A 12,453-nucleotide genomic window follows, 5' to 3' on the forward strand; every position below is an offset into this window, starting at 1 on the left:
GGCGTCAGCGCAACGGGGGGCGGGCGTTCTTCGCGCGTTCGAGCGCCAGCTCGGCCCACCACTCGCCGCTCTCCGGCGCCACCACGCCGCGTTCGGGGTCCTTGTCGCCGTTCGTGCCGCGCCGGCACCGTCCGCCGGAGCTGCCGGCCCGCGTGATCCACAGGTAGGCGTCCGCCAGCTCCTCGCCCGTGTCGGTCGTGGGCCGCTCGCCGACGCCCCGGCCCGGCGGGTTGCACCACGTCTGCGGGTCTTTGTACTTCTTCGTCGGCGACCACGAGCCCTGGCCGTTCCTGGCCGTGTCCACCACGAAGTGCGGCAGGTCGCCGCCGGGGTCGGCGTCCTTCGGGCAGGTGGCGCCGCCCGTCCTGCGCATGACGGCGATGCAGGCCGACAGCGACTTGCCGTACTCGACGGCCTTGGGGGTGCGCTGGAAGGAGGCGGTGTTGACGAAGAACCCGTCGGCCTGGTCGATGCCCGCGCCGATCAGGCGCTGGGCCATGATCTCGGTGCCGGGGTAGAGGTCCTGGCTGCCGTCGAGGTAGACGGCCGTGCCGGGATGCCCGGTCTTGAGCGTGCGCACGGCCTCGCGCAGGTCGCGGTAGCGCTGCTCGGCCGTGCCGGCCAGCGTGCAGTCCTTGGTGCCGGGGAGGTTGACCAGGCTGGACGGCTCCAGGATGATCACGGCCTTGCGGTCCCCGATCTGGCGGGCGACGCCCTTGACCCACTGCTGGTAGACCGGCATCTCGCCCGCGCCGACGGCGGCGCAGTCGCCGCCGCCCGGCATGTAGTTGATCAGGAAGACGGGCACGCCGCCCGCCTCCTGCGCGGCGGTCACGGCGGTCTCGACCGTGGCCCTGACCTCGGGCTGGTTCAGGCGGATGGCATGAGGGACGGCGGCAAGCCGGTCCATGAGCGCGGCGTCGGCCGGGCGGTCCTTGCGCCACACGGCGGCCTGGCGGGCGGCGGCCTTCTCCTTCTCGGACCAGAAGGTGACGCCGTTCTCGCGCAGCGGGTTGCGGGGGGTCGCGGTGGAGGCCGGTTCCGTGGTGGCGGTGGCCGTGCGGGTGCTCGCGGGGGTGTCGCCGTGGGGCCACAGCAGGGCCGTGGTGGTGACGCCGGCGGCCGCCACCACGACCGCCGCGCCCGTGGCCAGCAGCCTCATGCGCCGCTTCCCCGCCGTCGTCGCACCGGTCCCTTCGAAGGGAGAAGGGGGGAGGGTGGCGGGCGTCCCGGCGGCGGGGGAGGGAGAAGGGGGGAGGGTGGCGGGCGTCCCGGCGGCGGGGGAGGGGGGTGGGGTGGGGAGGGCGGCTGAGGGGGTGGCGGTGCTGAGGGCGTCCATCAGGTCCTGAGCCGTGGGACGGGCGGCCGGGCTCTTGGACAGCGACGCGGTCACCAGGTCGAGTAGCGGCCCCGACAACCCGCGCAGCTCGGGAGCCTCGTTGACGATGCGTAACAGGATCGTCGGCACCGAACCCGACCCGAACGGCGGCCGCCCCCCGGCGGCGAAGGCGACCGTGCAGCCCCACGAGAAGATGTCCGAGGCCGGCCCGACCCGCGACCCCGCCACCTGCTCGGGCGACATGTACGACGGCGTCCCCACGATCGCGCTGCTCATCTCCGACTCCGCCAGCCGGGCGATGCCGAAGTCGATGACCTTGGGCCCCACCTGGGACAGCAGCACGTTCGACGGCTTGAGATCACGGTGCACGACCCCGGCCCCGTGGATGGCCCGCAACGCCATCGCCATGGCCGCGGCCAGCCCGTCGAGCGCGGAGCCCTTGAGCGGCCCGGAGTCGCGCACCGCGTCGTCCAGGCTGGGCCCCTCGACGTACTCGGTGACCAGGTACGCCACGTCCGCGTGCACGTCGGCGTCGAGCACCGGGGCGGTGCAGAAGCGGGCGACCCGCCGGGCCGCGGCCACCTCGCGGGCGAACCTGCGCCGGAAGTCGGGGTCGGCGTCCATCCTGGCGTGGATGAGCTTGACGGCCACCCGGGCGCCGCCGGGGTCCTCGCCCAGGTAGACGACGCCCATGCCGCCCTCGCCCAGCCGGCCCACGAGGGCGTAGCGCCCCACCTGCCGCGGATCCGCGTCCCTCAACGCCTCCAACGTCATGACGTGTCAGGTTAGCCGGGGAGAGGTCAGACCGTCAGCCGCCACTCGTCCCACTCGTCGAGCAGCTCGAACCCCATGGCCTCGTTGATGGCCAGCATGTGGGCGTTGGACGTGGCGTTCCAGGTGATGATCCGCTCCAGGTGGGGCTCGCGCTCGCGCAGCCACAGCAGGTTGGACAGCTTGAGCAGCAGGCCCAGCCGATGGCCGCGGTGCTCGCGCAGGACGGTGGTGTCCGCCTGGTGGCCCCAGCCGTCGGAGCGGTCGGCCGTGAGGTAGATCCGGGTGTAGCCGGCGGGCGCGCCGTCGGACTCGCGCCTGGCGATCATCGTGTAACAGGTCTCGCCGCCGAGCGTGACGCGCTCCTCGCGCAGACGCAGGCGGTCGAGGTCGAAGGTCATGTCCTCGACGTCGGCGTCGCGCGGGGCGTCGTTCATGCCGCTCATCAGCGTGGCCAGGTCGGCCAGCAGCTCCGGACCGGCCGGGCCGACGAACCGCTCGACGCGGTAGCCCGGCACCTCGGGCAGCATGCCGCGCAGCGCGGCCCAGTCGGCCGTGCGCAGGTCGAGCGTGCGGCGGGCCTCCTGGAGCGCGACCGTCATCCCGTGGGCGCGGGCGAAGCGGGCGCCGACGCCGGTGGTGGGCGTCTCGGTGAGCAGCAGGGTGCGGCCGTGGGCGCGCATCCGGCCGAGAGCGTGCTCGAACAGCTCGCTGCCGAGGCCGCGGCCGCGCAGCTCGGGCCGGACCACGAGCGGGAACAGCCAGCCCATGTGCCGGTTGTCGGACTGGGGCAGCGCCAGGCTGTAGCCGCCGGCGACCTTGCCGCCGTCGCTCAGGACCCAGGACTCGACCCGGTCACCGGGCGGGCCCAGGAGGGCGATGACGGACAGGCGGCTGAGCGACAACTTGGGGCCGGGCTCGTGCGCGTGGGCGGCCAGGTAGGCGTCGTGCAGGCCCGTCATCAGCTCGCCCGGCCGGTCGAGGTCGATTGGCTGGATGTGCATCCCTCCAGCCAATCGCATCGGCGCCGCCTCCTGCCAGCCGTTTTACCGCCGGCCGGTGCTACTGCCGGTAGTTCTCCACCTCGCCGGCCGGGCGGACGGCCGCGCCGTCGGGGTCCTCGCCCGCGCCGCGCCGGGCCCGGCGCTGCCGGAGCAGGTCCCAGCACTGGTCGAGGGCCACCTCCAGTTGCTTGACCCGCGCGTGCTCCTCGTCGGAGGTGACCTCGCCCGCCGACAGCCTGCCGCGCAGCTCGTGCTCCTCGGCGACCAGAGCGCTGATCCTGGTGAGAATCTCGTCGTCCCGCATGCCCAAGACTCTAACGACTGCGTGATAGAACACGCCCTATGTCTGGTATCGCGCTGGTAAGGAAGCCCGGGCCCCGGATCGCCGAGGGCATCGTCACGCACATCGAGCGCGAACCCGTGGACCACGAACGCGCACGTCACCAGCACGACGCCTACGTCGCGGCGCTGGCCGCGGCCGGATGGCGGCCGGTCTACGCCGAGGACGCCGACCACCTGCCCGACGCGCCCTTCGTGGAGGACGCCGTGGTGGTCTCGGGGCGGCTGGCCGTGCTCACCCGGCCGGGCGCGCCGGAGCGGCGTCCGGAGGTGGAGTCCGTGGAGCGGGCCGTACGGGAGCTCGGCCTGAAGGCGGTCCGGATCGCCCGCCCCGGCACCCTGGACGGCGGCGACGTGCTCCAGGTCGGCCCCACCGTGTACGTCGGCAGGTCGGCCCGCACCGACGACGAGGGCGTCAGCCAGCTCGCCGCCCTGCTGCCCGAGCGGCGGGTCGTGCCCGTGGGCCTGCGCGGCGTGCTGCACCTGAAGTCGGCGGTGACCGCCCTGCCCGACGGGACGCTCATCGGCGATCCCGATCGCGTCGAGCTGCCCGGCCTGCTGGAACCGCCGGAGGAGCCGGGCGCGCACGTGGTGCCGCTGGGCGGCGACCGGGTGCTGCTGGCCGCCTCCGCCCCGAGGACCGCGGCGATGCTGGAGCGGCGCGGGCTCGTCGTGACGAGGGTGGACATCTCGGAGTTCGAGCGCCTGGAGGGCTGCGTCACCTGCCTGAGCGTGCTCATCCCGGACGAGTGATGACCCGCTCCCGGACGAGTGATGACCCGCGCCGGAATTTCGCGGCCCTGACCAGGTGTTTCACCATCGGTGGACCGATCGGCTCTCATGATGTGAGATCTAGGGCAGCGAATCCCGAGACGTCTGGTAGCGTGCTTGGCATGCTGCGCGGGCTGCTTCTTAGCTGCCGCGGCGAGGGCCTGTAAGGCCGGCTCCCTCGTCGCGGAGCCAGTCATGCGCGTCGGCCGCTTTCGACTCGACCGACGAGGAGCAGCAGACATGAACGCCCAGCAGCCCAGTCCCATGCCGGCCCATCGTTATCAGCCGTTCGAACCGATCCGGCTGACCGATCGCACCTGGCCCGACCAGGTCATCACCAAGGCGCCCCGGTGGTGCGCGGTCGACCTGCGCGACGGCAACCAGGCCCTGATCGACCCGATGGACTCCCACCGCAAGCTCCAGATGTTCGAGCTGCTGGTACGCATGGGCTACAAGGAGATCGAGGTGGGCTTCCCGGCCGCCTCCCAGACCGACTTCGACTTCGTCCGGCAGATCATCGACGAGGGCCGCATCCCCGACGACGTCGTCATCCAGGTGCTGACCCAGGCCAGGCCCGAGCTGATCGAGCGCACCTTCGAGGCGATCGAGGGCGCCAAGCAGGCCATCGTCCACCTGTACAACTCGACCTCCACCCTGCAGCGCCGCGTCGTGTTCGGTCAGGACAAGGAGGGCATCACCGCCATCGCCGTCGAGGGCGCCAAGCTGGTCAGGAAGCTGGCCGAGGCCACCGACGTCGACGTCTTCTACCAGTACTCGCCCGAGTCGTTCACCGGCACCGAGCTGGAGTACGCCGTCGAGGTGTGCGACGCCGTCAACGAGGTGTGGCAGCCCACCCCCGACCGCAAGGTCATCATCAACCTGCCCGCCACGGTCGAGATGGCCACGCCCAACGTCTACGCCGACCAGATCGAGTGGATGCATCGCAACCTGCGGCACCGCGACTCGATCGTGTTGTCGCTGCACCCGCACAACGACCGGGGCAGCGCCGTGGCCGCCGCCGAGCTGGGCTACATGGCCGGCGCCGACCGCATCGAGGGCTGCCTGTTCGGCAACGGCGAGCGCACCGGCAACGTGTGCCTGGTGACCCTGGGCATGAACCTGTTCTCGCAGGGCGTCGACCCCGAGATCGACTTCAGTGACATCGACGAGATCCGCCGCGTCACCGAATACTGCAACCAGCTGCCGGTGCACCCGCGTCACCCGTGGGGCGGCGAGCTGGTCTACACCGCCTTCTCCGGCTCCCACCAGGACGCCATCAAGAAGGGCTTCGAGCACCTGGAGCGCGACGCCGCGGCGGCCGGCACGCCGGTGGCCGAGTTCACCTGGGCGGTGCCCTACCTGCCGATCGACCCCAAGGACATCGGCCGCACCTACGAGGCCGTCATCCGGGTCAACAGCCAGTCGGGCAAGGGCGGCGTGGCCTACATCATGAAGGCCGACCACCAGCTCGACCTGCCGCGCCGGCTGCAGATCGAGTTCTCCAAGGTCGTGCAGGCCCGCACCGACGAAGGCGGCGGCGAGATCAGCCCCACCGCCATGTACGAGATCTTCCGCGACGAGTACCTGCCCAACCCGGCCAACCGCTGGGGCCGGCTGAGCCTCATGGCCCACCGCCACGAGTCGACCGTCGACGACAAGGACCGCATCGGCGCCGACGTGCGCCTCGACGGCGAGATCCGGGAGATCTCGGGCGTGGGCAACGGCCCGATCTCGGCCTTCATCGACGCCATCGCCGGCGTCGGCATCAAGGTGCGGGTCCTCGACTACGTCGAGCACGCGATGAGCGCGGGCAGCGACGCCAAGGCCGCCTCCTACCTGGAGTGCGAGGTCGACGGGCAGGTGCTGTGGGGCGTGGGCATCGACGCCAACACCACCACGGCCTCGCTCAAGGCCATCATCTCGGCGGTCAACCGCGCCGCGCGCTGACATTCTGGCGCAAGGGGCAGGGGTGCACGTGCGCTCCTGCCCCTTTCGTCTTGCCGGGACGTTCCGGTCACGCGGCGAGGCCGAGCGCCGCGGCGGCCAGCCGCAACGCGTGGTCGAAGGCCGCCCGCCGGTTGTCGATCGTGTTGTTGAACTGGCCGAACACCTCGAAGTTGACCCAGCCGTAGAGCGTCGACCAGGACGCCATCGCCCGCCACACCACGTCGTCGGGCACGCCGGGCATCAGGGCGCGGATGTTCTCGGCGTCCGCGGCCACCTCGGCGGGCGGCTCGGGGGTGGCCGGCGGGTGCAGCTCGCCCGCGTCCCAGGCGTCGGTGACGATCGCGCCGAGCACGGTGACGTCGCGCAGCCGGGCCGCGACGGTGTCCTGCGGCGCCTGGTAGCCGGGCACGGGCGAGCCGTAGAGCAGGGCGTACTCGTGGGGGTGGGCCACCGCCCAGTCGCGTACGGCATGGCCGGCGGCCAGCCAGCGGCCGAGGTGGGCCGTGCGCGGGCAGGCGGCCTCGGCCTGCTCGACGGCCTGGCCCAGCGCGTTGTAGCCGTCGATGATCAGGGCGGTCAGCAGGTCGTCGCGGCTGGGGAAGTAGCGGTAGATGGCCGAGGAGACCATGCCCATCTCCCGCGCCACGGCCCGCAGCGACAGGCCGCCCGCGCCGTCGGTGGCCAGTTGGCGGCGGGCGATGTCGGTGATCTCCCTGGTGAGCTCGGCTCTCACGCGCTCTCGCGCGGTACGGCTGGCTGTCATGCACAGCAGGTTATCAGAGCACCGGCAAAAAACGAGAGCACCGCTCTTGACGAGTGCCGCTCTTTTGAGAGAGCATTGCTCTCGTAAGCGAACAGCGCACCCCCTCAGGAGATCCCCATGCTCGCCCTCGCCAAGAACGCCAACGCCGCCCTGATGTTCTTCCTGGAGCTCGGCGTGCTGGGCGCGGTGGCCTACTGGGGCTTCACGCTCAGTCCCAACTGGGTGATCAAGCTCCTGGCGGGGCTGGGCGGCCCGGCGCTGTTCATCGCCGTGTGGGCGCTGTTCGGCGCGGGAGGCGGCGCGAACGCCACCATCCCGCTCACCGGCCTGGCCCGCGTCGCGCTGGAGATCGTCTGGTTCGGCGGCGGCGCGCTCGCGCTCTACGCCGCGGGCCGGGTCACCCCGGCGATCGTCTTCGCCGCCGTCTTCGTCGTCAACGCGCTGCTGCGCGTCATCTGGAAGCAGGTCTGATCATGGGTAAGCACGTCGTCGTGGGGTCCGGCCAGGTCGGCACGCACGTGGCCGCCAAGCTCGCCGCGCAGGGGCACGAGGTCGTCGTCGTGACCCGCTCGGGCCGCGGGCCGCAGGGCACGGTCAGGGTGGCCGCCGACGTGGCCGACCAGGCCCGGCTGTCCGAGCTGGCCAAGGGGGCCGACGTCCTCTACAACTGCGTCAACCCGGCCTACCACCGGTGGCTGACCGACTGGCCGCCGATGGCCGCCTCGTTCCTGGCCGCCGCGGAGTCGAGCGGGGCCGTGCTCGCCATCCTGGGCAACCTCTACCCGTACGGGCCCGTGTCCGGCCCGATGACCGAGGACCTGCCGCTGGCCTCCACCACCCCCAAGGCCCGGGTGCGGGCGAAGATCTGGCAGGACGCGCTGGCCGCCCACCGCGAAGGGCGGATCAGGGTGACCGAGGTGCGCGGCTCGGACTTCTTCGGCCCCGGCGCCACCGACCAGTCCCACCTGGGCACCCGCTTCATCCCCCCGCTCAGGGCCGGCCGGACGATCCGGCTGGTCTTCCCCGCCGACGTCCCGCACAGCTGGACCTACCTGCCGGACGTGGCCGACGCCCTGATCACCGCCGGCGCCGACGAGCGGGCCTGGGGCCGGCCCTGGCACGTGCCCACGAACGACCCGATGACCTTCCGCGAGGTCGGCGCCCGGATGGCCGCCCTGCTGGACCTCCCGGCGCCCAGGATGACCACGCTGCCGTGGCCGCTGCTGCGGGCGTCCGGGCTGTTCTCGCCCATGATCGGCGAGCTGCGGCACGTGCGCTACCAGTTCACCGCGCCCTACGTGCTCGACTCGTCGGCGTTTCAGCAGGTCTTCGGCGTCGCGCCTACGCCGGTGGAGGCCGCGCTGAAGGCTACGCTCGACGGATGAAGATAGCCATGATCGGCCTGGGCGACATCGCGGAGAAGGCGTACCTGCCCGTGCTCGCCGCCCAGTCCCTCGACCTCCACCTGTGCACCCGCAACACCGCGCGGCTCGACCGGCTCGGCGACGCCTACCGCGTCGCCGACCGGTCCACCAGCGTCGACGAGGTGATCAAGGCGGGGGTCGACGCCGCGTTCGTGCACGCCGCGACCGAGGCGCACCCGGAGATCGTCGAGCCGCTGCTCAGCGCCGGGATCCACGTCTACGTCGACAAGCCGATCGCCTACAGCCTGGCCGAGTCCGAGCGCCTGGTGCGCCTGGCCGAGTCCGAGGGCAGGTCGCTGATGGTCGGGTTCAACCGCCGCCACGCCCCCGGCTACGCGGGGCTCATGGCCCTTCCCCGTCATCTCGTGCTGATGGAGAAGAACCGCGACAACTACCCCGACGCGCCCCGGCGGGCCATCTTCGAGGACTTCATCCACGTCGTGGACACGCTCAGGTTCCTCGCCCCCGGCCCGGTCACCGAGACCAGGATCCGCACCCGCGTCCGCCGCGACCTGCTCGAACACATCGTCCTTGAGCTGTCGGGCGCCGGGTTCACCGCGATCGGCGTCATGAACCGGGTCAGCGGCGCCGCCGAGGAGACCTGCGAGGTCATGGGCGACGGCATCAAGCGGCGGGTGGTCAACCTCGGCGACGTCCTCGACTACGAGGGCGGCGAGACGCTCACCAGGCGGCCCGACTGGGTGCCGGTCGCCCGGCAGCGCGGCATCGAGCAGATCTGCCAGGAGTTCCTGCTCGCGGTCCGCGAGGGCCGGGTGATCAGCGCCGACGACGCCCTGATCACCCATGCCATCTGCGAGGAGGCCGTCAGCCTGGCTTCCTGACCCGCATCGACTCGTCGGCCCTGGCGAACATGCGGTCGAACGTCGTCCCGCCCAGCCGGGCGAGCACCGTGTAGCCGTCGGTGTCGCTCAGCGGGCTGGAGGAGGAGACCACGCCCGCCACCGAGTCGCCGTACAGCACCGGGCCGCCGCTCCCTCCGGCGGCGGCATGGCAGTTGCGGGTGACCATGAGCCCGGGGCCCACCGTCGAGCCCTCGACCGCGTCGCCCAGGCACCGGTACATCTGCGTGCCCGGGTAGCGTTTGCCCGCCGGGTAGCCGAGCAGTTCGAGCCCGCGCAGCCCGGCGCCGCGGCTCGTGCGCAGGGGCGGCAGGCCCTGGCCGACCACGTCCTCCAGCGGGCGCCTGCCCTTGACGACCCCGACCAGGCCGACGTCGTACGGCAGCACGTCGGGGGAGTCGGGGTTCGCCCGCCAGCGGTCCGGCGCCCACGTGCGCACCGCGGACCAGACGCCGTGCCGCGGGTTGCCCCTGTCGAACCCGGGCATGAAGACCAGCCGCTTGAGCGGCCGGCCGTCGTGGTAGAGGCAGTGCGCGGCCGTCAGCACCAGGCTGCGGCTGCGTGAGCCGATGATCGCGCCGCCGCACCACACGTCGGTGCGGGTGACGGGGTCATGGCCGAGCAGCACGCCGGTCAGCCGCCGCGCCCCCGTGTAGGGGCGCGGGACCGGCGCGTAGCCCAGGCGGTCGCCGTCCGGGGTCAGCACCTGGGGGACGGGGACGCTGCGCTGCGCGACATCGGTGAGGCCAGCCGGATCGAGCAGGACCAGAGACAGTACCAACCTGAGCACTTTCCCACTCTACGGGGAAGATGATCAATGCTCTGACCTGCGACACCAAGGTTTACCTAAGTGGGGGATTGTCATGCGTCGTACTGGGCGCCCAGGGCGCGCAGACGGGCGTGGGCGTCCTCGTACACCGAGGGGGCGCCCAGGTAGGTCTTGGGCAGCTTGGCGACCATGGTGTAGTTGGTGTCGCACACGTTCCCGACCGGCGCCTGGCCGGCCTGGCTGACGAGCTGGTACGCGTCCAGCGTGTCGAGCCCGGTCAGCTCCGACGTCCAGGTCACCAGGTCGTGCTGGCTGATGCGGTAGGCGTCCTCCAGGGGCCTGGCCGAGCCGGTGGACATCAGGTGCAGGTCGTCCTCCAGCCGGGGCCACGGCGTGGCCACGCCCTTGATCAGCTCGACCGCGACCACGGTGTTCATGGCCGACTCGACGGCCGTGCCGCAGACCTCGCCGTGCCCCTGCAGGCCGTGGCCGTCGCCGATCGAGAACATGCCGCCCTCGACGTTGACGCCCAGGTAGACGGTGACGCCGGCGCGCAGCTCGGGGGTGTCCATGTTGCCGCCGTGCGCGTCGGGGGTGATGGTCATGCGGGCCTCGTTCGCGCCCGGGGCCACGCCCACCGTGCCGTGCATCGGGTCGAGCGGCAGCGCCACGCTGAAGTCGCTGTTGCGCGCGTGGTAGACGGCCACGCCCTTGTCCACGTCGATGTCGTAGCGCCAGACCCGCTCCTCCAGCGGCGGCTGGAGCGTCGCCGTGGTGTGGGTGCCGGTCAGCGCGCCGAAGTGCGGGAACGTGGTGGAGACCGCCCAGTCGCGGGCCGGGGTGATCCGGACGAAGTGCAGCGCCAGCGTGTCGCCCGGCTCGGCCCCCTCCACGTGGAAGGGGCCGGTGACGGGGTTCAGGTACGGGAACTCGCAGACCCGCGACGGCAGGTCGTCCACGGTCCGCACCCGGCCGCCGAAGCAGTCCTCGGTGTACAGCTCCAGCACCGTCCCGGGCCGCACCCTGCCCAGGGCGGCACGGCCGCCGAAGGTGTAGCTGAGCTCCTCCGGCGTGGGGTGGTAGGAGACGACGTTCACTTGACCTCCGAGGGAAGAACGGGCCTGCGGCCGATGCGGTAGGTGACGACGAGGACGACGAGCCCGATCCCCAGCCAGACCAGGCCGACCGTCTGGGTCACCAGCTTGGTGTTGTACACCACGGCGGCCAGGACGAGGAAGCCTATCGCCGGCGCGATCACGTGGGCCCACACGTTCCTGCTGCCCCTGCGGAACCGGTAGTGGACGACGACGGCCACGTGCAGGATCAGGAAGGCGGTCATCGCGCCGAAGTTCACGAGCTGGCTGAGCAGGGCGATGCCGTCCTCGCGGCTGTTCATGTAGAGGCCGATGCCCAGCGACAGCACGGCGACCGCCAGCGTGGCGTTGACCGGCACCTGGTGCTTGGGGTGCACCTTGGCCAGGAACGAGGGGAGCATGCGGTCGCGGGCCATCGCGAACAGCAGCCGCGAGGTGGCCGCCTGCGCGACCAGCGAGTTGGCGAAGCCCCATGCGATGGCGGTGGCGACCGCGGTCAGCACGCTCAGCCAGTGGCCGCCGGCGAACTCCGCCATGCGGTAGAAGGCGTCACCGTTGGGGTCGCCCTTGGTGATCAGCTCGGCGCGGTCCGGCATGAGCAGCGCCGCGACCCACGTCTGCGCCACGAACAGCACCGCGGCCAGTCCGAGCGCGGCCACCATCGAACGGCCGAGCCGCCTGCCGTCCTCCTTGTTCTCCTCGGCCAGGGTGGAGATGCCGTCGAAGCCGAGGAAGGACAGCACCGCCGTGGCCGCCGCGCCGAACACCAGCGTCCAGCTGAACGTGGAGGACTCGAAGATCGGCGTGAACGCGCCCGCCTGGGCCTTGCCCTGCGCCAGCGCGATGCCGCCGACCACCAGGAAGATCGCCAGCACGGCCAGCTCGGCGACCAGCATCACCCGCGTGATGCGCGCGGTCATCTGGATGCCCATGTAGTTGACCGCGGTGTTGAGCAGCACGAAGATGATCAGCCAGCCCCACACCGGGATGCCCGGCACGAACGAGTTCATGGCCAGACTGGCGATGAGGTAGAGCAGCGACGGCACCAGGATGTAGTCGAGCAGGATCGCCCATCCGGCGATGAACCCGACCGGCGCCGAGATGCCGCGCCCGGCGTAGGTGTAGACGGAGCCGGCCATGGGGAACGCCTGGGCCATCTGCGAGTACGACAGCGCCGTGAACGCCATGGCGACCAGGCCGATGATGTAGGCCAGCGCGACCATGCCGCCGGACGACTGGAACACGCCGCCGAAGATGCCGAACGGTGCGATCGGCACCATGAAGATCAGGCCATAGATCATCAGGTCGGCGAAGCCAAGAGAGCGTTTGAGCTCTTGGCGGTAGCCGAACTGCTCAACGGTGCTCATAAGTG

At 71.6% G+C, this 12,453-nt stretch carries 12 protein-coding genes; 5 read left to right on the plus strand and 7 right to left on the minus strand.

Going from position 1 to position 12,453, the window contains the following annotated elements; all coding sequences use genetic code 11:
- Positions 1–4 precede the first annotated feature (4 nt).
- Genes AB0J76_RS29490 through AB0J76_RS29500 form a run of 3 tightly spaced genes read right to left on the minus strand, consistent with a single transcriptional unit; the run spans position 5 to position 3,418 of the window.
- The gene (locus AB0J76_RS29490; RefSeq protein WP_352327986.1) at positions 5–2,113 is read right to left on the minus strand and encodes a glycoside hydrolase family 6 protein; all 2,109 of its coding nucleotides are present in this window, start codon (positions 2,111–2,113) and stop codon (positions 5–7) included.
- A gap of 26 nt (positions 2,114–2,139) precedes the next feature.
- Positions 2,140–3,114, minus strand: a complete 975-nt coding sequence (locus AB0J76_RS29495) for a GNAT family N-acetyltransferase (RefSeq protein WP_352327987.1) — start codon at positions 3,112–3,114, stop codon at positions 2,140–2,142.
- A gap of 58 nt (positions 3,115–3,172) precedes the next feature.
- A complete protein-coding gene (locus tag AB0J76_RS29500) occupies positions 3,173–3,418 on the minus strand; it encodes a DUF2630 family protein (protein ID WP_352327988.1) in 246 nt (81 codons plus the stop codon).
- Between the two features lie 38 nt (positions 3,419–3,456).
- Here AB0J76_RS29500 and ddaH point away from each other — a divergent pair, with 38 nt between their 5' ends.
- Entirely contained in the window at positions 3,457–4,206 is a 750-nt protein-coding gene (ddaH, locus tag AB0J76_RS29505) for a dimethylargininase (RefSeq protein WP_352327989.1), read from the plus strand.
- 258 nt (positions 4,207–4,464) lie between these two features.
- Positions 4,465–6,171 (plus strand): 2-isopropylmalate synthase, encoded by a 1,707-nt coding sequence (gene leuA / locus AB0J76_RS29510; protein WP_352327990.1) that lies wholly within the window; start codon positions 4,465–4,467, stop codon positions 6,169–6,171.
- A gap of 67 nt (positions 6,172–6,238) precedes the next feature.
- Here the strand turns inward: leuA and AB0J76_RS29515 are convergent, their stop codons facing one another.
- On the minus strand, positions 6,239–6,934 hold the full coding sequence (locus tag AB0J76_RS29515) for a TetR/AcrR family transcriptional regulator (RefSeq protein ID WP_352327991.1): 696 nt from the start codon (positions 6,932–6,934) through the stop codon (positions 6,239–6,241).
- A 117-nt stretch (positions 6,935–7,051) separates the two neighbouring features.
- On the opposite strand from AB0J76_RS29515, the gene AB0J76_RS29520 reads away from it, so the two are divergent.
- Genes AB0J76_RS29520 through AB0J76_RS29530 form a run of 3 tightly spaced genes read left to right on the plus strand, consistent with a single transcriptional unit; the run spans position 7,052 to position 9,200 of the window.
- Positions 7,052–7,405: a YrdB family protein gene (locus AB0J76_RS29520; RefSeq protein WP_352327992.1), complete on the plus strand. Its 354-nt coding sequence runs from the start codon at positions 7,052–7,054 to the stop codon at positions 7,403–7,405.
- 2 nt (positions 7,406–7,407) lie between these two features.
- Positions 7,408–8,319 carry an NAD-dependent epimerase/dehydratase family protein gene (locus tag AB0J76_RS29525; RefSeq protein WP_352327993.1) on the plus strand — a complete coding sequence of 304 codons (912 nt, stop codon included), beginning with the start codon at positions 7,408–7,410 and terminating at the stop codon, positions 8,317–8,319.
- Positions 8,316–9,200, plus strand: a complete 885-nt coding sequence (locus tag AB0J76_RS29530; protein WP_364391113.1) for a Gfo/Idh/MocA family oxidoreductase — start codon at positions 8,316–8,318, stop codon at positions 9,198–9,200. The genes AB0J76_RS29525 and AB0J76_RS29530 overlap by 4 nt, the downstream gene beginning before the upstream one ends.
- Here the strand turns inward: AB0J76_RS29530 and AB0J76_RS29535 are convergent.
- The 3 genes from AB0J76_RS29535 to AB0J76_RS29545 all read right to left on the minus strand — a co-directional run bounded on the left by AB0J76_RS29535 (position 9,184) and on the right by AB0J76_RS29545 (position 12,448).
- The gene (locus tag AB0J76_RS29535) at positions 9,184–10,008 is read right to left on the minus strand and encodes a hypothetical protein (protein WP_364391121.1); all 825 of its coding nucleotides are present in this window, start codon (positions 10,006–10,008) and stop codon (positions 9,184–9,186) included. The two genes, AB0J76_RS29530 and AB0J76_RS29535, sit on opposite strands and share 17 nt — an antisense overlap.
- A 71-nt stretch (positions 10,009–10,079) precedes the next feature.
- The gene (locus tag AB0J76_RS29540) at positions 10,080–11,084 is read right to left on the minus strand and encodes an acetamidase/formamidase family protein (RefSeq protein ID WP_352323426.1); all 1,005 of its coding nucleotides are present in this window, start codon (positions 11,082–11,084) and stop codon (positions 10,080–10,082) included.
- Positions 11,081–12,448: an APC family permease gene (locus AB0J76_RS29545; RefSeq protein WP_352323425.1), complete on the minus strand. Its 1,368-nt coding sequence runs from the start codon at positions 12,446–12,448 to the stop codon at positions 11,081–11,083. Before AB0J76_RS29545 ends, AB0J76_RS29540 begins: the two co-directional genes overlap by 4 nt.
- Positions 12,449–12,453: the final 5 nt, after the last annotated feature.

Origin of the sequence: Nonomuraea sp. NPDC049624, assembly GCF_040675255.1 — a bacterium.
Lineage (GTDB): Bacteria > Actinomycetota > Actinomycetes > Streptosporangiales > Streptosporangiaceae > Nonomuraea.